Annotated in this window: 23 protein-coding genes; 10 read left to right on the top strand and 13 right to left on the bottom strand. The window is 37.5% G+C overall.

Annotation, left to right across the window (positions count from 1 at the left end; genetic code table 11):
• Nucleotides 1-62 precede the first annotated feature (62 nt).
• Together ACPF64_RS12695 and ACPF64_RS12690 are read right to left on the bottom strand one after the other, a co-directional pair.
• On the bottom strand, nucleotides 63-335 hold the full coding sequence (locus ACPF64_RS12695; RefSeq protein WP_001043034.1) for an HU family DNA-binding protein: 273 nt from the start codon (nucleotides 333-335) through the stop codon (nucleotides 63-65).
• A 168-nt stretch (nucleotides 336-503) separates the two neighbouring features.
• Nucleotides 504-959: a phasin family protein gene (locus ACPF64_RS12690; RefSeq protein ID WP_045432641.1), complete on the bottom strand. Its 456-nt coding sequence runs from the start codon at nucleotides 957-959 to the stop codon at nucleotides 504-506.
• Nucleotides 960-1,167: 208 nt separating this feature from the next.
• Here ACPF64_RS12690 and ACPF64_RS12685 point away from each other — a divergent pair, with 208 nt between their 5' ends.
• The 8 genes from ACPF64_RS12685 to fdx all read left to right on the top strand — a co-directional run bounded on the left by ACPF64_RS12685 (nucleotide 1,168) and on the right by fdx (nucleotide 7,279).
• Entirely contained in the window at nucleotides 1,168-1,815 is a 648-nt protein-coding gene (locus ACPF64_RS12685; RefSeq protein ID WP_005041007.1) for a hypothetical protein, read from the top strand.
• 109 nt (nucleotides 1,816-1,924) lie between these two features.
• Entirely contained in the window at nucleotides 1,925-2,398 is a 474-nt protein-coding gene (locus tag ACPF64_RS12680) for an Rrf2 family transcriptional regulator (RefSeq protein WP_003651563.1), read from the top strand.
• A 1-nt stretch (nucleotide 2,399) separates the two neighbouring features.
• Nucleotides 2,400-3,617, top strand: a complete 1,218-nt coding sequence (locus ACPF64_RS12675; RefSeq protein ID WP_005041010.1) for an IscS subfamily cysteine desulfurase — start codon at nucleotides 2,400-2,402, stop codon at nucleotides 3,615-3,617.
• 67 nt (nucleotides 3,618-3,684) lie between these two features.
• The gene (gene iscU / locus ACPF64_RS12670; protein WP_426453641.1) at nucleotides 3,685-4,071 is read left to right on the top strand and encodes a Fe-S cluster assembly scaffold IscU; all 387 of its coding nucleotides are present in this window, start codon (nucleotides 3,685-3,687) and stop codon (nucleotides 4,069-4,071) included.
• 30 nt (nucleotides 4,072-4,101) lie between these two features.
• A complete protein-coding gene (iscA, locus tag ACPF64_RS12665) occupies nucleotides 4,102-4,422 on the top strand; it encodes an iron-sulfur cluster assembly protein IscA (protein WP_003651558.1) in 321 nt (106 codons plus the stop codon).
• Nucleotides 4,423-4,506: 84 nt separating this feature from the next.
• Entirely contained in the window at nucleotides 4,507-5,025 is a 519-nt protein-coding gene (gene hscB, locus ACPF64_RS12660; protein ID WP_003651556.1) for a Fe-S protein assembly co-chaperone HscB, read from the top strand.
• Nucleotides 5,026-5,063: 38 nt separating this feature from the next.
• Nucleotides 5,064-6,923, top strand: a complete 1,860-nt coding sequence (gene hscA, locus ACPF64_RS12655) for a Fe-S protein assembly chaperone HscA (RefSeq protein ID WP_426453638.1) — start codon at nucleotides 5,064-5,066, stop codon at nucleotides 6,921-6,923.
• A gap of 17 nt (nucleotides 6,924-6,940) precedes the next feature.
• Nucleotides 6,941-7,279, top strand: coding sequence for an ISC system 2Fe-2S type ferredoxin (gene fdx / locus ACPF64_RS12650; RefSeq protein WP_003651552.1), 339 nt, complete (start codon nucleotides 6,941-6,943; stop codon nucleotides 7,277-7,279).
• Nucleotides 7,280-7,323: 44 nt separating this feature from the next.
• Here fdx and ACPF64_RS12645 read toward each other — a convergent pair whose 3' ends face one another.
• The 8 genes from ACPF64_RS12645 to ACPF64_RS12610 form a co-directional block, all read right to left on the bottom strand.
• Entirely contained in the window at nucleotides 7,324-8,790 is a 1,467-nt protein-coding gene (locus tag ACPF64_RS12645) for an adenylate/guanylate cyclase domain-containing protein (RefSeq protein WP_004642669.1), read from the bottom strand.
• A 56-nt stretch (nucleotides 8,791-8,846) separates the two neighbouring features.
• Nucleotides 8,847-9,281: an HIT domain-containing protein gene (locus ACPF64_RS12640; protein WP_002117900.1), complete on the bottom strand. Its 435-nt coding sequence runs from the start codon at nucleotides 9,279-9,281 to the stop codon at nucleotides 8,847-8,849.
• A gap of 201 nt (nucleotides 9,282-9,482) precedes the next feature.
• On the bottom strand, nucleotides 9,483-12,944 hold the full coding sequence (gene mfd / locus ACPF64_RS12635) for a transcription-repair coupling factor (RefSeq protein WP_426453635.1): 3,462 nt from the start codon (nucleotides 12,942-12,944) through the stop codon (nucleotides 9,483-9,485).
• Between the two features lie 134 nt (nucleotides 12,945-13,078).
• Nucleotides 13,079-13,435, bottom strand: coding sequence for a hypothetical protein (locus ACPF64_RS12630; protein WP_426453633.1), 357 nt, complete (start codon nucleotides 13,433-13,435; stop codon nucleotides 13,079-13,081).
• 82 nt (nucleotides 13,436-13,517) lie between these two features.
• On the bottom strand, nucleotides 13,518-14,450 hold the full coding sequence (locus ACPF64_RS12625; RefSeq protein WP_426453631.1) for a Dyp-type peroxidase: 933 nt from the start codon (nucleotides 14,448-14,450) through the stop codon (nucleotides 13,518-13,520).
• A gap of 133 nt (nucleotides 14,451-14,583) precedes the next feature.
• Nucleotides 14,584-15,366, bottom strand: coding sequence for a glutathione S-transferase N-terminal domain-containing protein (locus tag ACPF64_RS12620; RefSeq protein WP_426453629.1), 783 nt, complete (start codon nucleotides 15,364-15,366; stop codon nucleotides 14,584-14,586).
• Nucleotides 15,367-15,387: 21 nt separating this feature from the next.
• Nucleotides 15,388-15,894, bottom strand: coding sequence for a ribonuclease E activity regulator RraA (gene rraA, locus ACPF64_RS12615; RefSeq protein ID WP_045432975.1), 507 nt, complete (start codon nucleotides 15,892-15,894; stop codon nucleotides 15,388-15,390).
• Between the two features lie 12 nt (nucleotides 15,895-15,906).
• On the bottom strand, nucleotides 15,907-16,572 hold the full coding sequence (locus tag ACPF64_RS12610; protein ID WP_426453626.1) for an NAD(P)H-binding protein: 666 nt from the start codon (nucleotides 16,570-16,572) through the stop codon (nucleotides 15,907-15,909).
• A 212-nt stretch (nucleotides 16,573-16,784) separates the two neighbouring features.
• Between ACPF64_RS12610 and rpsT the strand changes: the two genes are divergently transcribed.
• Nucleotides 16,785-17,051, top strand: coding sequence for a 30S ribosomal protein S20 (gene rpsT / locus ACPF64_RS12605; RefSeq protein ID WP_003651535.1), 267 nt, complete (start codon nucleotides 16,785-16,787; stop codon nucleotides 17,049-17,051).
• Nucleotides 17,052-17,108: 57 nt separating this feature from the next.
• Here rpsT and ACPF64_RS12600 read toward each other — a convergent pair whose 3' ends face one another.
• Together ACPF64_RS12600 and ACPF64_RS12595 are read right to left on the bottom strand one after the other, a co-directional pair.
• Nucleotides 17,109-17,843, bottom strand: coding sequence for a histidine phosphatase family protein (locus ACPF64_RS12600; RefSeq protein ID WP_426453624.1), 735 nt, complete (start codon nucleotides 17,841-17,843; stop codon nucleotides 17,109-17,111).
• Nucleotides 17,844-17,900: 57 nt separating this feature from the next.
• Nucleotides 17,901-18,758 (bottom strand): 3'(2'),5'-bisphosphate nucleotidase CysQ family protein, encoded by an 858-nt coding sequence (locus ACPF64_RS12595; protein ID WP_426453622.1) that lies wholly within the window; start codon nucleotides 18,756-18,758, stop codon nucleotides 17,901-17,903.
• Nucleotides 18,759-19,055: 297 nt separating this feature from the next.
• Here ACPF64_RS12595 and ACPF64_RS12590 point away from each other — a divergent pair, with 297 nt between their 5' ends.
• Complete coding sequence (locus tag ACPF64_RS12590) at nucleotides 19,056-19,424, top strand: hypothetical protein (protein ID WP_127491629.1); 369 nt, start codon at nucleotides 19,056-19,058, stop codon at nucleotides 19,422-19,424.
• Nucleotides 19,425-19,483: 59 nt separating this feature from the next.
• On the opposite strand, the gene ACPF64_RS12585 is transcribed toward ACPF64_RS12590, so the two are convergent.
• On the bottom strand, nucleotides 19,484-20,143 hold the full coding sequence (locus ACPF64_RS12585; protein ID WP_003651527.1) for an SOS response-associated peptidase family protein: 660 nt from the start codon (nucleotides 20,141-20,143) through the stop codon (nucleotides 19,484-19,486).
• Nucleotides 20,144-20,183 lie beyond the last annotated feature (40 nt).

Below are 20,183 nucleotides of genomic sequence, written 5' to 3'. Positions count from 1 at the left end.
GGTCAATTCAGATTTTTAATAAAAAACGCGCCTATATTGGCGCGTTTAATCATCTTAAAAGATTAAGCTACTGAATCTTTAAGACCTTTACCAGCTTTGAAGCTAGGTACTTTTGTTGCTTTAATTTGAAGCTCTTCACCAGTTTTAGGGTTACGACCAGTACGTGCAGCACGTTCTTTAACACTGAAAGTACCAAAACCAACTAAAGTTACTGTGTCACCTTTTTTAAGTGCTTCAGTAATTGACGCAATTGTCGCATCGAGTGCCTTGCCTGCATCAGTCTTAGATACTCCCCCTTTTTCAGCAATTGCATCGATTAATTCTGATTTATTCATGAATAAAACATCCTCTTAATATCGTTTGTTTAAGGTCCAAGGCTATAGTTTAAAAGGCCATGACGCCTTTATAGCAATGCTTTGGGGGAAAACGCAATACTAGAGCAGGGCTTTTAGCGAAAATAAATGCTAAAAAACTGTTATATATTTGCTAAATCCCAACATTTTTTACTTTTTATTCAATTTTTCTTTCAACTGCTGGTTTTCTTCTATTAAAGCATCCACCTTAATATGAAGCTGTACCAAGAGCTGTTCAATGTGCTGTAAATCCTTCGGAGTCACCAGTCCAATCCGGTTTAAAGAATGGTTAACACTGGTATCAAGAATTTTTTCTACTTTATCTTTTGTTTCAGATACAGATTCTTTTGCTTTTTCTGTGACCTTACCAACAGTAGTGTCTGCTAAGTCTCCTGTTTTAGATTCCAGTTCTTCACCTACTTTGACCAAAGAGTCAAATAGCTTATTACCTTCTTCTTCTGCGCGTGAAAAAGCCCCTAGCCCTGCTAACCAAATTTGCTTGGTATACTTTCTAAAATCCAAAGCCGACTTTCTTGAACTTCTTGATTTTAATTTGTTTTTTTCTTCTGACTCTTCTGTCGGGGTATCTATATTTGCATTATCCATTGATCTAAGCTCCTAATCAGATGAGAGAGATGATGACTGATTTGACCACAAAATATTTCTATAATATCAAAGTAAAGACTTGATCCATTTACAAAACTGTTCTACAAAGCAATTAAGTCGTGTAAATATATTTAACAGGACATTTATTAAAGTTTGGGATAGGATGTCCCATTCTTCGGTTAACTGCTATTTGTAAGGATAAACTTTTATGAGTGAAACGCAACAAAGACAAAAACATCCCCGTCTGTTGCTGAATATTGTTCTAATTATTTTAGAAACTTTCTTTTCATTTATTCTCACCCACGATGGTGTTCTTCGCTTGCAAGCGAAAAAGTTTATTTCAAACAAAACAACTATTCGCATCAATAGCTACCTTCCTTTTTTTGACTTTTATGTTCAATTTACAGAAAAGGGTTTGTTGTTCGATATCCATTCTTTTGATCGACGTATTGATCTTGAAATCAATAGTACGCTTATCGATTTGATTAAGATTTTTGCTTTTTCAAACCAGCGTAGTCTTAAGAACATGCGTATTGATGGTGATGAAGAAACGAAAAAAGAGTTATTAGATTTAATTTCTCATCTTACTCTGCCTAAACTTTTAGCTGACTGGAAGCAATGGTTTAATACACCAGATGATGAAGCTGAAACCCTTGCTTCACGTAAACGAATTGCTCCATTGCTTGAAAAAATTGATCAACAACGTTCAGAAATCAATTCACTTCATGTGGAAATCAAACAATATCAAAATCGAATTACTCGCTTACAACAACGTCAACGCAACATTAACTTAGGCTTTGGTATAATTAGCCTGATATTTATTGTTTTTTTCATATATAATTTGTGGGTTGCTTAAATTATTTTTCCATTTTGTTCCTGCACTTGAATTAAAAATAAAAAAACTTGACTATTTTAGTCGGGATTCATAAAATCCTATTATCTAGTCTTAACATGTGTATCGAATCATGCGCCTTACAACTCGCGGTCGCTACGCAGTGACTGCTCTACTTGATTTAGCTTTGCAGCCAACTGAACAAACGATCACGCTCGCCGAAATTGCCGCACGTCAATCTATTTCAGTTGCTTACTTAGAACAGTTATTCGCTAAACTTAAGCGTCATGGGTTAGTTTCTAGTGTCCGTGGTGCAAATGGTGGTTATCATTTGGCTCGAAACGCTGATGAAATTACTGTGTTAGAAATTATTGAAGCCGTAAATGAAACCGTTGATGCAACACGTTGCGACCACAAAGCTAACTGCCAAAATGGTGCAATGTGTCTTACTCACGATTTATGGCAAGAACTCTCTCATCATATTGCCGACTATTTAGCAAAAATCTCTCTTGCCGACCTCATTAGCCGAGACAACGTTCAAACTGTTGCATTGCGCCAAAATGTGACTGGCACAGATTCAGCTCTTTTATCGGGTACAGGTATTTGATATGAAACGTCCAATTTATCTTGATTACGCAGCAACCACTCCAGTAGATCCGCAAGTTGCAGAACGTATGATGGAGTGTTTAACTTTCGACGGTACCTTTGGTAATGCTGCATCTCGTTCCCATGCTTATGGCTGGCAGGCAGAAGAAAAAGTTGAATATGCGCGTGAGCAAGTCGCAAATTTAATTAAAGCCGATCCACGTGAAATCGTTTGGACTTCTGGTGCTACCGAATCAGACAACCTTGCACTTAAAGGCGTAGCTCAATTCTATGCTTCTAAAGGCAAACACATTATTACAAGTAAAATTGAACACAAAGCTGTTCTAGATCCTTGTCGTGAATTAGAAGAACAAGGTTTTGAAATTACTTATTTAGAACCAGAACCACAAACAGGTTTAATTACACCTGAAATGGTAAAAGCTGCACTTCGTCCTGATACTGTTCTTGTTTCTCTTATGATGGTAAACAACGAAATCGGTACAGTTACAGATGTAGCAGCAATTGGTGAGTTAACACGTGCCAATAAAACCTTCTTTCATGTAGATGCTGCTCAAGCTGCTGGTAAAGTTGAAATCGATTTATCTACCATGAAAATTGATCTTATGAGTTTCTCAGCTCATAAAATTTATGGTCCAAAAGGTATCGGTGCATTATATGTACGTCGTAGCCCACGTGTTCGTTTAAAAGCACAAATTCATGGCGGCGGTCATGAACGCGGTATGCGCTCTGGTACTTTAGCAACTCACCAAATTGTTGGTATGGGTGAAGCTTTTGAACTTGCTGGCAAAAGATTGCATGCAGAACAAGAACGCATTCGTAAACTACGTGACAAACTTTGGAATGGTTTACAAGGCCTTGAACAGGTTTTCTTAAACGGCCATCCAACTCAAAACGTTGCTAACTATTTAAACGTCAGCTTTAACTTTGTTGAAGGTGAATCTTTAATGATGGCACTTAAAGATGCTGCTGTATCAAGTGGTTCTGCTTGTACTTCTGCAACTTTAGAGCCTTCATACGTTCTTCGCGCATTAGGTTTATCTGATGAGCTAGCGCACAGCTCAATCCGCTTCAGTTTTGGTAAATACACAACTGAAGAAGACATTGATCATGTGCTTACAATTACCAAAGCCGCTGTTGAGAAATTACGTGAACTTTCTCCGCTTTGGGATATGTATAAAGAAGGTATCGACCTTTCTACAGTTGAATGGGCTGAACACTAATTCATTGAAATTAGTATTTTTACCCTCATATTAATATTAGGCTGACCCCGAGGTTTGGAGAAGCGACATGGCTTATAGCGAAAAGGTAATTGATCATTACGAAAACCCTCGTAATGTTGGTGTTTTAGATAAAAACTCTAAAAATGTTGGTACAGGTATGGTCGGTGCACCTGCGTGTGGTGACGTAATGCGTTTACAAATCCAAGTAAACGATAACGGTGTAATCGAAGAAGCACGTTTTAAAACTTATGGTTGTGGTTCTGCAATCGCATCAAGTTCTCTTGTAACCGAATGGTTAAAAGGCAAAACTCTTGATGAAGCTCAAACCATCAAGAATATTGATATTGCGACTGAGCTTGCACTTCCACCAGTAAAAGTTCACTGTTCTGTACTAGCTGAAGATGCGATTAAAGCTGCGATTGAAGATTACCGCACTAAAAAATCTAAAGCGTAATTTGTTACCATTGTAAACGTTGGAGTTTTCATGATTCATTTAACTGAAAATGCTGCGACTCATATTAGCAATTACCTTAAAAATCGAGGTAAGGGTGAAGGCATTCGCGTGGGTGTGAAAACTTCTGGTTGTTCTGGATTGGCCTATGTTCTTGAGTTTGTAGACTCTATTGATGAACATGACCAAGTTTTCGAACAATTTGGCGTTAAGGTATTTGTAGATCCAAAAAGCTCAGTGTATTTAGAGGGCTTAGAAATGGACTACGTTAAAAATGGCCTTAATGAAGGGTTCGAATTTAACAATCCTAATAAAAAAGGTGAATGTGGCTGTGGTGAATCTTTCACTGTCTAAGCTTTCTCCTTTCATCTCTCATTAAAACAGTGTCTTTTTATAGCACTGTTTTAATGTATTTAATTAATGTGGACCTCATTTCCAATGAATCATTTTGAGTTGTTCAATTTACCCGTAGCACTCGATATCGATTTGGCGAGCTTAAAATCTAGTTTCTTGAATTTGCAGCAGCAGTATCATCCAGATAAAGCTGAAGATAAAGATCAGGCGTTGATCAAATCAAGTGAAATCAATCAAGCTTTTAAAACTTTGTCGCAAGTAGATAGCCGCGCTGCTTATCTATTGTCACTCAAAAAGCAAGATCACCACCTCGATCAATCCATTAGCGATTTTGAGTTCTTACAATCAGCTTTAGAAATTCGTGAACAACTTGATGAAGCAACTTCACAAGAGCATCTGACCACACTTAAACAAGAAGTGTTTCAATGGATGGATGGCCTAGTTCGCGAATTTAAAATTGATTACGCAGATGAGGACTGGGGTGAAGCTCGAGATACTGTACGTAAATTACGTTTCTTTCAGCGCGTTCTTAACGACATTGAAAAAGCAGAAGATCAAATGTTGGATGACGAAGACAACTTTGATTTAGACGACGATTTTTAATTTTGCTTTTTCCAAATTATATTCAAGGGATTTAACTCATGGCACTTTTGCAAATTGCTGAACCGGGTCAATCCAGTGCCCCACATCAACACCGCATTGCGATTGGTATCGACCTAGGAACAACACATTCCTTAGTTGCGACAGTGTTATCAGGCAAACCTAAAGTACTCAATGACGAAAAAGAAAGAAGGCTCCTTCCTTCTATTGTGCACTATGGAAATGATGCAACTCACTATGGTGAAGAAGCAAAGCCTTTCCTTATTGCCGATCCTAAAAATACAATTGTTTCTGTAAAACGTTTTATGGGTCGTTCAAAAGCAGATATTAAATTTCAACACCCATATGAGTTAGTGGGTTCTGAAAATGAAATGCCAGCTTTTGAAACATGTGCTGGTCGTAAAACCCCTGTTGAAATTTCTGCTGAAATTTTAAAGCAATTAAAAGACCGTGCTGAAGCTAGCTTACAAAATCCAATAAATGGCGCAGTGATTACTGTTCCAGCCTATTTTGATGAAGCTCAGCGACAAGCAACACGTGATGCTGCCCAGCTTGCTGGCTTAAATGTATTACGTTTATTAAACGAGCCAACTGCTGCTGCTGTCGCTTATGGTTTAGACCAAGAAACTAATTTAGCTACAGATCATAACTATGTAATTTATGATTTAGGTGGTGGTACTTTCGACGTATCAATCTTGCGTTTCTCACAAGGTGTCTTTGAAGTATTAGCTACAGGTGGTCACACTGCTTTAGGCGGTGATGACTTAGATCGTCTCATTGTTAAATGGGCTAAAAAGCAGCTCAATATCGATACTCTTAACGATGAAACTTATGCAGTATTTATTGTTGCTGCTCGTCAAGCGAAAGAACAACTATCAACTCAAGAATCAGTTCAATTAAAACTACTTGAAAACGTACTAACACTTGATCGTCCAACTTTTGAAAGCATTATTCAAGTTGCTTTAGATAAAACAATCAGTGTTTGTAAACGCGTTTTACGTGATGCGAAACTTGAGTTAACTGATATTCAGAATGTTGTTTTAGTGGGTGGCTCTACCCGTTCTTATGCTGTTCAGCAAGCAGTTCGCAATGTATTTAATCAAGAACCACTTTGTACGATCAATCCTGATGAAGTAGTTGCAATTGGTGCTTCTATCACAGCTAACCAGCTTATTGGTAATAGCCAAGATGGCTCATTACTTTTAGATGTCACTCCTCTTTCACTTGGCTTAGAAACCATGGGTGGATTAGTAGAACGTCTTATTTCACGTAATACTGCTATTCCAGTCGCTCGTCGTCAAGAATTCACAACTTATCAAGATGGCCAAACTGCCATGCTTATTCATGTTGTTCAAGGTGAACGAGATTTGGTAGAGCACTGTCGTTCATTAGGCAGATTTGTCCTTCATGGCATTCCTCCAATGACTGCTGGTCAAGCACGCATTGAAGTTACCTTTCAGGTAGATGCTGATGGTTTACTTACAGTTTCTGCTCGTGAAACAACTTCGGGTGTACAGGCTCAAATTGATATTAAGCCATCTTATGGCCTATCGGAATCTGATACTGAACGCTTATTAATTGAAGGTTTCCAGCACGCAGAAGAAGATAAAAATCTGCGTCATTTAAAAGAAACCAAAGTTGAAGCCCAACGTGAACTTGAAGCTTTAGAACAAGCTCTCAAAGTTGATGCTGATTTACTCAATGATGAGCAGCTTGAAGCACTTAAAACTGCTGAAAATTTGCTAAAAGTACAACTTGAAGGCAATGATATTCAAGCGATTGAAAAAGCTGTAGAACAACTTAAAGTACATAGTGATGCTTTTGCCGCACTACGTATGAATCGACATATTGACCACGCCTTAAAAGGTACAAAACTTGAAGATTGGTCAAATTCAAACTAAAGGTATAGGTGATCAATATGCCCCGCATTAAAGTACTTCCTCATGCTCAGATCTGCCCTGAAGGCGCAGAATTTGAAGTCGAACAAAATGCAAATCTTTGCCAAAGTTTGCTTGATCGAGGAATTAAAATTGAACACGCTTGTGACATGTCGTGTGCTTGTACAACTTGTCATGTAGTCGTTCGCAAGGGCTTTGACAGTCTAGAAGAAATGGATGACGTTGAAGCAGATCTTTTAGATCGGGCTTGGGGTCTTGAACCAGATTCTCGTCTCTCTTGCCAAGTGAAGATTGTTGATGAAGATTTAGAAATTGAGATTCCTAAATACACAATCAATCACGCTTCCGAAAATCATTAAAATAAAAAAGCTGCTTTAAAAGCAGCTTTTTTTTACTTCACGTTTTAAACTTGATCTTGTTGATCAATTTCAACTGGCTTAACTTCATCTTCAAGTCTTAACCGTGCAATGCCTTGAGTATTAATTAAAGTTTGTTGAACTTTAAGTCGTTGAACCATTTTCTCAAGTACTTCTACCAATTCTGGATATTCATAATTTTGTACTTCTTCTAAATTAAGTACTAAATGAAAGCCTTTATACTCATAGTCAAACCATTGTTGATGATCTGACTTATTCCCCGTGTACTTCTCCATCACCTGCCATGTCTTTACTGCACCTTGAATACCTTTTAAGTAAATTGGCGTTTTGGGAGCACAAAGAAAATCACTTTTGATTATTTGATAAGTATCATCTGAAATTAAGATTTCATCTATTTCAGCAGCATATTGTAAACGAGCTGCCAAATTCACATCACGACCTACAATGGTATAAGCCATACGATGCGTTGCCCCATAATTTCCTACGTGGCAGTAACCAGTACTAATTCCCATACGAATGTGTAAGGCTGAATAGCCCATTTTTTTCCATCGTTCACGTAACAATTTCATTTGCTGACGCATAGCGATTGCCATTTCTACACAGGCTTTAGCATCTTGTTCTACCCCCTGAGAATTCGGATCACCAAAAAATATGAGGATGGCATCCCCCATAAATTTATCGACAGTAGCTTCATACTGCTTCGCGATTTCCGTCATATGGCTTAAATAATCATTAAGCAAAAATGCCAAATCATCAGGAATTAATGTTTCTGATAACTCTGTAAAGCCCTGAATATCAGAGAAAAACACAGTCATTTTTTTTCGTTTATACTCAATTTTTGCTTCCGCTTCACCGCGCATAATAGACTGCCACAACTGTAGCGGTGCATAACGACTTAACTGATTAGCAAAAGCAATATAGCGCGTCATTTGATCATAGTAATGTTGGCGCTGCTGACTGATTTTTTTAACCCAACGATGTTGGTAATAATTTCCAATGGTGATAAACATGACCAAACCTAAGAGTGTAATTACAGTTAACTCTTGGCTAGTCGGTTCAAAATATGTATAAAAACCAAATAGGAAAAAAGTACTTAAATAAAAAATAATCGCGCCTAGCAAGCTAGTCAAACAAATGACTGCGAAAGAAATACGACTATTAATTGCAGAATAAAATAATGCAAAAAGTGCAATAAATGTAGGCACCAAATTAAGATGCAGACCCGCTAAGGTAACCGCCACAACAATTGCATCAATTGCAAAAAAAACACTTTTTTGTGTTTTCTTATCAAATTGGTATTGAAGCCAGTGCTCTAACTTTGAACTAATAAAAAGCAAAAATAGGAAGAAAGGTGGAACGTAGATCTGATAATTTGTATTAGGTGAGGTAAAAGCATAGATCACTAAAATTAAGGACAGAATTGAATATCCCATCAAGCGATGAAAATATGCAAACTGCTTAGGCTCTCTATCGATAAACCTCTCTAATTGCACCCTGTCCTCCATACCTCAATGTAGCCACATTCATATAAATGTGGCATTGCATTGATTTAATCCATGCGCCAATCAAAAGGCATATCACCTTGACCACGTAAAGCAAGCATAAGGGTTTGACGCATGTGAGCCAGTACATCATTTGTGTATGGAACAGCAGGCGTGCCCCAAACTGGCTTAGGCCATGCAACATCATTTTGATAACGCACGACGTGATGGAAATGCAACTGAGGCACCATGTTACCTAGAGCTGCAACATTCATTTTATCAGCACGGAATACTCGAGATAGCTGGCTAGACAACCAACTTGATTCGCGTAAAAACTGCTCTTGATCAGCTTGGCTCAATTCATATAATTCTGTGATTCCCGGCACACGAGGGATTAAAATCAGCCACGGGAATTGCATATCATTCATTAAACGACATGTTGAAAGCGGGAAATCGCCTACAAAAAAAGTATCTTGAGCAAGTTGTGGATGCAAACTAAACATATCTTTTATAAATGACAATAAACAATAATGGCTAATACTATCACATCAGTTTTGATGTGAGTATTGCTAGTGTCTGGTTTGATTACAAATAACAATGATTTTATGCACTTATTCACCACTGGATCCGATAAATCATGCATAAAACCATGCTATGAACTTACATAAAATTCACATGCAGTAAAAAATGCTTCAAAACATCATTTATACATGTATTTCAGTTAATAATTTCGCTAACAAATCATTAATGAACTGGATACGTTTTTCATGTTCTTCAAGCTGAACCATAACCTTCAAACGCTGCCCACCATCCATGCGGTAATAGGTCGGATTTTTTTGCATTAACTGAATAATACTGATGGCTTGAACTGGAGTATCCGGTGAAAACTCAATATTACCGCCTTGTGTATTGATATCAATTTTGGTAATACCCAACTGCTCTGCTTTCAATCTAATTTGATGAACACTAAATAAGTGTTTTACAGATTGTGGTGGCACACCAAAACGATCAATTAACTCCATACGGATGTTGTCCAGTTTTTCTTGCGTATCTGTATTACTAATACGCTTATAAAACAATAAGCGCTGATGAACATCGCCTAAATACTCATGTGGAATAAGCGCTGGAATATGTAAATTGATTTCCGCAGTTAATGACAAAGGCGCATCAAAATTCGGGGTTTTACCTTGCTGAATTGCCTTAGTGGCTTTCTCAAGCATTTCCATATACAGACTATATCCAATTGCCTGCATTGAACCACTTTGTTGCTCACCTAAAAGCTCACCCGCACCGCGAATTTCTAAATCTTCTGTAGCTAGCATAAAACCAGCACCCAAAGTTGAAGCACGCTGGATTGCATCTAAGCGCTTTTCTGCATCACCTTTTAAATGTTTTATAGAAGGAACCAGTAAATAAGCATAAGCTTGGTGGTGTGAGCGCCCCACACGGCCACGTAATTGATGTAATTGAGCTAAACCAAGTTTGTCAGCCCTTTCTATCAAAATTGTATTGGCATTTGGAACATCAATTCCGGTTTCAATAATGGTTGAGCATACCAATACATTAAATTCTTTGTGATAGAACTGCTGCATGACTTGTTCAAGCTCTCTTTCTCTCATTTGGCCATGAGCTACAGCCACACGAGCTTCAGGCACAAGAACACGGATGTTTTCAGCAGCCCTTTCAATCGTATCGACTTCATTATGTAAGAAGTATACTTGGCCACCACGTAGCAATTCACGCAAGATCGCTTCTTTAATAGAAGCTTCCGTATGTTCTTGTACAAATGTTTTAACCGCTAAACGACGGGCTGGTGGTGTAGCAATGATAGATAGATCACGCATTCCCGAAAAAGCCATATTTAAAGTTCGTGGAATTGGTGTTGCGGTAAGCGTCAACATATCTACATCTGCACGTAATGCCTTGATCCGCTCTTTATCACGCACACCAAATCGATGTTCTTCATCGACCACCATTAGGCCCAAGTCTTTAAATTGCACATTTTCTTGTAAAAGTTTATGTGTTCCAACCACAATATCCACTTTACCAGCAATTAAATCTTCAATATTTTTTGTATGGGCTTTATTTGAGCCAAAGCGTGACAACACTTCTATACGCACAGGCCAATCAGCAAAACGATCCTTAAAAGATTCATAATGTTGTTGTGCAAGTAAAGTTGTAGGTACTAAAACAGCAACTTGCTTACCGTTTTGCACAGCAACAAACGCAGCTCGCATTGCGACTTCAGTTTTACCGAAACCAACATCGCCACAAACAAGTCGATCCATAGGTCTAGCTTGTTGCATATCGTGAAGCGTGGCTTCAATAGCATTCGCCTGATCGAGTGTTTCTTCGTAAGCAAATCCACTGGCAAATTGCATATAAAGTGATTGATCGAGTTCAAAACCAAAACCAGGTTTTGACTGACGACGTGCTTGGATATGTAATAGTTCGGCGGCAACATCATGAATTTGTTCTAAAGCTTTGCGTTTAGCTTTACTCCATGCATCACTTCCAATTTTATGCAGTGGAGCTAAATCTGGGTCTCCACCACTATAACGACTAATAAGATGCAAATTAGTCACAGGCACATAAACTTTTGCGCCTTCAGCATAATTTAGTTGCAAGAATTCATAATCTTGCCCTTCAATTGCTAAAGTAACTAATCCTGCATAACGCCCCACACCATGATCAATATGAACAACAGGAGCATCAATACTTAATTCAGTCAAACTGCGAATTAAGAACTCTTCTGAAACTTCTTGCTGACGTTTACGACGACGCTGAACTACCCGATGTTCATATAACTGATTTTCTGAAATAACCGACAATTGGTCTGTTAAAAGCAAACCACGGTCTAGCGGTGCATTTGTAATAGCAATCGCAAACTGACTAGTCTGAAATTGCTCAAAACTATCTACGCCAGGGATATCTCCTAAGCTGGCACGTAAACCATCTCTTAAGCTTTCACGTCGGCCTGCACTTTCTGCAACCAACAAGACCGGATGATTTGCTTCATCAATATATTTTTTGACTACCGAGAATGGTTTTTCTTTTTTTGGATCAACTGGTAACTTGGGTGGCTGCTCTACCTTAAGATTTAAAGCGCCAGCTTTTTCTTCAACTATTTCTGCGCTCACCAACATACGCGGAAATTGATTTAAAGCACTGAGCAGATGATTTGGAGCAATAAATAATTCTTCAGGAGGAAGAATTGGTTGATCTACGTTATGACGTCTGTCTTCATAACGACGAAAAACTTCTTTCCAAAAATTAGTTAAGTCAGTATCTACATCATTAGTTGTAATTACAATGCAATTCTTTGGAAAGTACGTTGTAAGTGTACTTTGCGATTGCATTTGTGCTTTATCAAAAAACAATGGCAAATAAAATTCAATTCCTGGTGAAGCAATTCCCTCTAGGACATCTTGATAAATCGGGTTTTTCTTAGGATTGGCCGTAGGGAAAAGTTCAGAATACCGATCTCTAAAAATTGAACGGGCTTCTTTTAGTGGAAATTCTTTTGCTGGTAAAACTGTAAAACTTTTTAAAGGCTTCGTTGTTCTTTGCGTTTCTGGATCAAAGAATTTTAATGTATCAATTTCATCATCAAACAGATCAATACGAATAGGCGCTTCTTGGCCTGACGCAAAAATATCCATAATACTGCCACGTACAGCAAACTCACCATGATCATAAACAGTGTCTACCAAATGATAACCGGCTTGTACTAAACGTAACTTCTGTTGCTCTAAATCGAATTTCTGTCCAACGTGAATATCAAAGTGTTCACCCAAAACCCATGAATACGGTGCAACTCTTTGAGCTAAAGTACTTGCTGAAATGAGCAATACACCCTTCTGAGGCATATTAGATAAAATTGCAAGACGTTCTGAAACAATATCTTGATGAGGTGACAAACGATCATAAGGCAAGATTTCCCAATCAGGGAAAATTGTCGGTTTTATGCCATAAAACTCAAGTTCACTTTCTAATTGAGCAACATGTTGGTTATTTCTAGCGACCACAACAAGTAAAGAAGAATGCTGAACAGCAATTTCTTTAAATAATAATGCAGCAGATGAACCTAATAACGACCCCACCCAACGCTTTTCACCGGCTTTGAGCTGTTGTAAATTCAATTGAGAGATTTCTTGTTGAAACATGTATATGGCTTTTATCAGCTAAGAAGATATGAGCCTAATAGTAGCATGATGTTTTTAGTGAAATGAGTTATTTTTTTGAAAATCAAACTACTAGTTAGCTGTACTTTTTATATTTTTTAATCAATCAACTATGATTATTTATCACGCAAAAACAAAACGTAATATTGATTTAATATTTGTATAATCGCTTTAAGCTGAAGTAGCTTTTCTTGTGTATTTCCCAATCTTTCTACATAACGTTGGGTTGCTATTTCCAGATCAATCTTTTCATTAATTTGTGGAGTAATTAGGAATAATTTCTGAAGATTATCAAAATTTTGCAATTTACGGTTTGAGAAATACTCAAGATGTTCTGACCATTTCTCATTAATCTGCACATCCTTGATTATAGGACCGCGTTCAGAATCAAATTTTAATAGATTCTCTCGCAAGTAAATTTGTTCTGGTGTTTCTTTTGAGCCTTGAAAAAGCTGCGTTATCTTCTTAAACATTTCATCACATCATATTAATTTTCAATTCAAGCAATGGAAGTAATCTAGTTACTTCCATCATTTAAGCCTTTTAGTTTAACGACTAGTCATCACCTAAATCATCAAGAAAATCGACCGTTGGTACAAAAAATAAAGTTCCTGTTTGAGCAGTACTAAAGTCAAGCAACCGATCAAGATTGCCCTGCTCGTTCCCCAAGAACATGTTTTCAAGCATTTGTCGGGTTGTACTAAATTTACGCGAGTAACCAATAAAGAAAGTACCATATTCATTTTTTGAAGGATTTGAGAAAGGCATATTAGCTCGCATAATTTTAAGCTCATTACCTTCTGCATCATGCGCTTTACTTACTACATTATGTGCAGTTAGTGGCTTTTCATCATCACCGAGTTCAACATCATTGAACTTTTTACGGCCAATCACTTTTTCTTGCTCGTCATCACTCAATCCACGCCATTTTTCCATGTCGTGTGTATATTTCTGGATAAAAGCATAACTTCCACCGATAAAGTCAGGATCTTCATTACCCACTAATGCCCATTGCGCTGCAATAACCGGTTCTGGATTCTCTGTCCCATCTACGAAGCCAATAATTGCCCGTCCATCAAAATAACGGAAACCATGCACTTCATCAATTGGATAAGTCACTTTACCAAGTTGTTGATTGATTATATTGCCCAGCTCATAACATAAAGCCTGACGATCAGCACGAATATGAAAAAATAGATCACCAGCTGTTGAAATAGCCGTGTATTTCGGCCCTTTAATTTCTTTAAATGTTTCTAATTCTTGAGGCTTCGTTTGCTCTGGAAATAAGATATCCCATGCATTTGAACTAAAACCTAGCGTGGCATTAAACTTACTATCTGGATAACGATTAGTTAGACTTCTAGTTAATGCTGAAAAATTACTAGCAAAATCTTTTACTTTTTCTATTACAGAATCACCTTGAGTGAGTCCCAATACGATAAATAGTGCATTTTCACCAGGACTGCTCGTTACAGGTTGAATTCTCATACATTCCATAAAATATGCCTTATTTGGGTATTTAACCTCTTTAATTTAGCATATTCATGTTCTTATGAAATCTGATCTTTCTAAGAGTTTAAGTAAATTGACTTAAACTCTTTCTAAAGCCTATCTTAATTAATCAACGACCATATTGCTTCTTTAAATATTTTACGATTTGAGCAGACTCAAACATCTTCACTCCCGTATTTGGGTCTACCAAATAAGGTACCTGCATTTTACCTTGCATAACAGGCAATATTTTTTCTCGTTTTCCACCTTTTAGAGGCACATATTTACCCGGTTTTAAGCGAAAAATAGCTGGGCCTTGATCTTGCCATCTTTCTTTTGCAACATTATGCAGAATATAAGGAAGCTCCAACTCACAGAGTAGACTTCTTACAACTCGTGAATAAGGACTTGCCTCAAAACTCCATAACTCAAGTTTTTGTTCAGGCACAGCTCTATTAATGATTTTTTTATTTATCCAAACTCCCCGAGCACCATTTAATATGGTCCCAGCAAATGCAGCATAAGGGACGTTAGGGTAACTCGAAAATTTCTGAGGCGTCTTCCCGGTCTTACCGTAGTGTTTAAATAAATGATGAATAATTTCTTGTGACTCATATAAGTAGTCACCTGTATTTTCATCTACTAAAAAAGGAAACCGTAATTTGCCACCTTTTTCTTTTACGACCGAACGATGTTTTGTCCCACCTTTAGGACATGGATAAATTTCTACATCCAGATTTAAAAGTGTAAGGACTTCACGGACACGACGGCAAAATGGTGAACCTTCAAATTCATATAACTTCAAGGCTTTTACAGGTTGCTGAGGAAATGCGGTACCTGTTACACCCCGACCACCTTCAACAATTGCAGAGACAACTGCCTGTAATACTTTAATTTGATGATTCACCATCATGCGATCCTTTATAAACTGTGATTACACTAATTTTTCTTTTGAAATCACAATTCCATTATTATCAGCATAGATATAATCGCCTGATTGAATTGTGACACCACCAAAATACAAAGTGGTATCTACTTCGCCAATGCCTTTACGATTACTTTTTTGGGGAATTGCTGCCAATGCATGTATACCTAAATCAAGGGTAGCAATAGCATCGACATCGCGTACACAGCCATAAATTACTACACCATTCCAGTTATTTTTAACTGCCGATTCTGCAATCAGGTCACCCATAAGCGCACAACGCATAGATGCACCACCATCTACAACGAGTACTTTATCTGTACCATCTGTTGCCAATAACTCTTTTACACGCGAGTTATCTTCAAAACACTTTACTGTTACAACCTGTCCCCCAAAAGTTTTACGCGCCCCATAACTTTGAAAGAACTTTCCATCCATTGAGGGAATTACAACTTGTAAGTCTTTTTCAGGGTTATCATCTAATAAATCACATGTTACAAACGGTACTGTCGACACTTCCATTCTCCCTTATCGAGTTTTCTGTATGCTCAGATTATCATATCGTTTGAATGCTTCAATTTGCGTTAGCGCCGCTACGACCATGGTATGAGCCAATTGCTCCGCCGTCACAGGTTTATATTTGAATGGTTTTTGCCATTTATTCTCAATAAATTTAAATAGACTTTGCCCCAAATCCTCTATAAGCCGTACATCACTGCGCTTACCAATCAGTAAAGAGGGTCTAAAAATAGATAATTTTTCAATTCCCAAACTCTCAACATAATCTTCCAACTGTCCTTTCACTTTATTGTAGAAAATTGGTGAGTTTGCATTTGCACCAAGGGCACTCACTAATAAAAGATGAATATGTTTATCTTGCACCAAATCTGCCAAATGGGCATTGATTTCATAATCTACCGCGTAGAAGCCTTGCTTTGAGCCCGCATTTTTTAATGTTGTTCCCAGACAGCTAAATGCATGGGTATGACCACTCACATCTTCATCATTCAACATTAAGAAATCTTCTATGATGAGCTGGTTAACTTTGTCATATGTATTAAATACTTGAGATTCTTTTCTAACCACCAGCGTAATGGCTTCAAATTCTGGAGCCTGCTGGAGCTTTTCAACAAGTGCTAATCCGACCAACCCTGTTGCGCCGAGCACAATCGCTTTTTTCTTACTTGCTGTCATTTTTTATCCATCCCTCTTTAACTTTGTTTTAAATTTAACCTTTTCTTACCGTTTTAACAGCCCCTAAAACAGCTTAAAACGTTCTCAAGGCTTGACTTCACGGTGTCTATTCATCACAATATGGCACTTGTTTACGGGCTGGTGATGGTTGCACCAGTTTACTGGATTGACCACAGCCCGCCCAGACCAACTTATTTTCAAGGAGTGCAAGAGTGGCAAACTCTGCTCAAGCTAAAAAACGTGCGCGTCAAAACGTTACTGCACGTAAACACAACGCAAGCTTGCGTTCTATGGTTCGTACATACATCAAACGTACTTTAAGTGCAATTGCTGGTGGTGATCATGCTGTTGCTACAGAAGCTTACCAAAAAGCTGTTCCTGTAATCGACCGTATGGCTGATAAAGGCATCATCCACAAAAATAAAGCTGCTCGTCATAAGAGCCGTTTAAATGCTCAAGTTAAAGCGTTAGCTAACTAATTAAAGCATGTAAAAAAAGCCCAATAGGGCTTTTTTTATTATCTATCATTTTTGAGCTTATAGCGTTTTTCCAAATTTAGCTACATTTAGCTCATAGGCCTTACCTCTCCAAATCCATTTTAATTTACAATTTGGAAATTCTTCGCCTTCAAACCATACAAATAGGCCTTCCATCATTTCAGGCCAATCTTCTTTCTTAATTTCATTATCACCAGAAATTACAGCAACAATTGCAGCAATAATAGTGTCATGGCTGACAGCTAAACTAAGCCCGCCTTGAGTTTTAGGATGCGTATGATAAATAAGCTCTAGTACATCTAAAACACCAGTAATTGGGTGTTTCATACCAGGTAATGCATTATTTACAAAACTATTAATAAAACCCAAAGCACCTTGCTTTTTAAAATAAGGGGCAGCTTGTTGTATGTCTAATACAAAGCTACCAGGTTCAACCAGTAGTCCTTGCTCAATAATTTCAATCGTATGTGTATTAAATTCAGGACTTACGGCATCAGCCCCTTCGATCATGAGCGCAGCCGTATCGACACAACGCTGTATTGGACTTGAAATACAATGCTGAATAACACGATCTGTATTTTTAATTAAATAATTACCCCATGCCTGCGCAAGCTCACGCCCTTGAGGAGTGAGTTGGAGATCATATCCAGCTAAGCCCTGTCCACCCACAAGTTCTCTTAGAGAATGACGCGTAAATAAGGTTACAGGAGTTGAAGCATCGGGCAATAAATCAATTGCTTCAAACATACTTTTAGGCAATAAATCGAGTGCCATTTTTATCTTGTCATCTTTTTTCAATACTTTGCCACTATAACATGTCTGGCATAACTCTCAATCAATAACACCTGCTTGGGCTAATGCTTCAAATGCTATTTTTTTGCTTTCCTGATCACGAAATGCGATAAAGCCCTTATTTAAAACCGTGTGTCTCTGATTATATTCAAAAGGTTTTCCATCAAGAGTAAGTAAGCCACCCCCTATACTCTCTAACAAACCTTGACCAGAACTGGTGTCCCATTCAGAAGTTGGATGAAATCGTGGATAAATATCTATTTCACCTTCCAACATCATGCAGAATTTGTAGGCACTTCCTGCTTCTCGTCGAATAATGCTATGTTTTTCTTCAATAGGTTGAATAAATTTTTGATATTTGGGGTTTTTACTGCCATGACTAAGTCCTATTTGAATAGGCTCATCTGGCGAAAACGAAGTTATTTGATATTGATACCACTGTTTTTGAGTGAAACTATATTTAAAAGGTAAATCTTGCAGATATCCCAAGTACACGACTTGTTGACATGGCACAGCAATAACTGAAAAGATCGTTTCTTTACCCTTAATCAAACTTAGGTTGATCGTAAACTCATCACGCTCATGTATGAATTCTTTAGTTCCATCAAGAGGATCTAACATCCAGCATGTGGACCACTCATGCCGAGCACTATAATCACTTTCTTCAGACAAAACCGGCAAGTCTGGCGTAATCTCTGCCAAGTGCTTTAATAAGAAAAGGTTCACTTTTAAATCTGCTTGAGTCACAGGTGAATCATCTTGTTTTTCGTGAATAGTGAACTCATAACCCGCAGAATAATTTTGATATTCTTGTAATAAAATCTCGCTTGCTTGTTCCAAAACTGGAAGAAGCTGATTAATCAAAGTATCTTGTGGGCGCGTAGTTGTTATAAACATAAATATGCTCTACATAGTTTCATTTCTATTATAGGTGAATTATGAACAATTCAGTATTCGCCAACAGTTTGATTTACTAAAATAGTCATTTATCTTAATCATTAGGTAAGCGCTGCTTTCTGTGCGTGCTATATAGCTAATATGAATAATTATAGTGTTTAAAAAAGCCTTTATTTCGTACAAAAAACAATCTATAAGTTATGAAAAATAAACAACTTAAATCAGATTTATCCATTTCCTTTTCATATATTTCTTGTTATGTTCAATCACACAATAACAAGATGGAAGAAAGCGCACATGATGCTATATGGATATCATTTCTCGACAATAGAACACAACTGGGAAGAACTCACGCCCTTAAATGAGTTCCTACAAACATTTGCAGATGATGATGGTGATGTTTCAACAAGAGATAAAGAGTCTCTCAAAGAAATCATTGCGAAATCAGATACAGCTTTAGCTTTAGCAAGAGAAATGGGTTGGGATGGTAGTTACACAGGATGTCCTTATCTATTCTGGTTACCAAGTAAAAATAGCCAGTCTTTTGAATATGGCTTTGTATTTAAACAGACATCAGACAATACCACTTTTGTGATTTCACCAATTGAGTTGAGCTATCTAGCTCAAGATTCAGAAGTGCAAACATTAAGTAAAACTATTGAATAAGCAATATAGGTTATTGATTCAGATTTGATATCAATAACCTCATCTTGATTTTATTTATGTTAGTCAAACATGCTTAACTGTGGTGTAGGTTTTATAATTTTTTCTTTTGGTACATGCGAGCATTCAAATTCTTCAACTGGAAAACCTTCGATAAAGCTTGAAATATCAGGTGATTCCAAACTCAACCACTCTTCTAATCGGTCATGTGGGATCACAATAACTGATCTTTTGACATCTCCAGGCTCGTGAAAATCTTTCATCATAGGATGATCTATAGCATCCATGGTCAACATACTTGCAGAACGAATAATCGTTTCATTTATTTTGCAAATTTCATAGATTGCTGCAATAAAAAAAGCCTGTCCATCTTTACGGCGTACACCCCACCGCTCAGGTTTATCATTTATATATTTACTTTCATAAAATTCAGTCACCGGAATCACACCGAACTTACACTTAAGTGCAGCTTCTTGAAAACTCGGTTTTTGGAAAATCGTTTCATGACGGGCATTGTAAGTATGTTTTGCTATGTTTGTATCTTCAGCCCATTTTGGAACTAAACCAAACATGACTTCACGCCACTCAAGACCTTGTGGTGATTTAAATAATAGCGGCATTGTTCCCGCAGGATAAACCTCTTCGGCATAGCTAAAGCCGACCACAGGCAACTGGAGTTGCTGCAATTGGGCAAGAGTTAAAGGTTTAAAGTTGGCACACATAGCAAGAATAAACTACTGTATTTTTACTCTCTTATTTTAT

Origin of the sequence: Acinetobacter sp. KB005 (genome assembly GCF_049949095.1) — a bacterium.
In the GTDB taxonomy this organism is placed as follows: domain Bacteria; phylum Pseudomonadota; class Gammaproteobacteria; order Pseudomonadales; family Moraxellaceae; genus Acinetobacter; species Acinetobacter calcoaceticus.
This window is presented reverse-complemented; position numbering and strand designations above follow the sequence as displayed.

Excerpts from the sequence above, each read along its gene's own strand:
- ACPF64_RS12695 (WP_001043034.1), bottom strand. The coding sequence starts at position 335 with ATGAATAAATCAGAATTAATCGATGCAATTGCTGAAAAAGGGGGAGTA.
- ACPF64_RS12690 (WP_045432641.1), bottom strand. The coding sequence starts at position 959 with ATGGATAATGCAAATATAGATACCCCGACAGAAGAGTCAGAAGAAAAA.
- ACPF64_RS12685 (WP_005041007.1), top strand. The coding sequence starts at position 1,168 with ATGAGTGAAACGCAACAAAGACAAAAACATCCCCGTCTGTTGCTGAAT.
- ACPF64_RS12680 (WP_003651563.1), top strand. The coding sequence starts at position 1,925 with ATGCGCCTTACAACTCGCGGTCGCTACGCAGTGACTGCTCTACTTGAT.
- ACPF64_RS12675 (WP_005041010.1), top strand. The coding sequence starts at position 2,400 with ATGAAACGTCCAATTTATCTTGATTACGCAGCAACCACTCCAGTAGAT.
- iscU (WP_426453641.1), top strand. The coding sequence starts at position 3,685 with ATGGCTTATAGCGAAAAGGTAATTGATCATTACGAAAACCCTCGTAAT.
- iscA (WP_003651558.1), top strand. The coding sequence starts at position 4,102 with ATGATTCATTTAACTGAAAATGCTGCGACTCATATTAGCAATTACCTT.
- hscB (WP_003651556.1), top strand. The coding sequence starts at position 4,507 with ATGAATCATTTTGAGTTGTTCAATTTACCCGTAGCACTCGATATCGAT.
- hscA (WP_426453638.1), top strand. The coding sequence starts at position 5,064 with ATGGCACTTTTGCAAATTGCTGAACCGGGTCAATCCAGTGCCCCACAT.
- fdx (WP_003651552.1), top strand. The coding sequence starts at position 6,941 with ATGCCCCGCATTAAAGTACTTCCTCATGCTCAGATCTGCCCTGAAGGC.
- ACPF64_RS12640 (WP_002117900.1), bottom strand. The coding sequence starts at position 9,281 with ATGTTTAGTTTGCATCCACAACTTGCTCAAGATACTTTTTTTGTAGGC.
- mfd (WP_426453635.1), bottom strand. The coding sequence starts at position 12,944 with ATGTTTCAACAAGAAATCTCTCAATTGAATTTACAACAGCTCAAAGCC.
- ACPF64_RS12630 (WP_426453633.1), bottom strand. The coding sequence starts at position 13,435 with ATGTTTAAGAAGATAACGCAGCTTTTTCAAGGCTCAAAAGAAACACCA.
- ACPF64_RS12625 (WP_426453631.1), bottom strand. The coding sequence starts at position 14,450 with ATGAGAATTCAACCTGTAACGAGCAGTCCTGGTGAAAATGCACTATTT.
- ACPF64_RS12620 (WP_426453629.1), bottom strand. The coding sequence starts at position 15,366 with ATGATGGTGAATCATCAAATTAAAGTATTACAGGCAGTTGTCTCTGCA.
- ACPF64_RS12610 (WP_426453626.1), bottom strand. The coding sequence starts at position 16,572 with ATGACAGCAAGTAAGAAAAAAGCGATTGTGCTCGGCGCAACAGGGTTG.
- ACPF64_RS12600 (WP_426453624.1), bottom strand. The coding sequence starts at position 17,843 with ATGGCACTCGATTTATTGCCTAAAAGTATGTTTGAAGCAATTGATTTA.
- ACPF64_RS12595 (WP_426453622.1), bottom strand. The coding sequence starts at position 18,758 with ATGTTTATAACAACTACGCGCCCACAAGATACTTTGATTAATCAGCTT.
- ACPF64_RS12590 (WP_127491629.1), top strand. The coding sequence starts at position 19,056 with ATGATGCTATATGGATATCATTTCTCGACAATAGAACACAACTGGGAA.
- ACPF64_RS12585 (WP_003651527.1), bottom strand. The coding sequence starts at position 20,143 with ATGTGTGCCAACTTTAAACCTTTAACTCTTGCCCAATTGCAGCAACTC.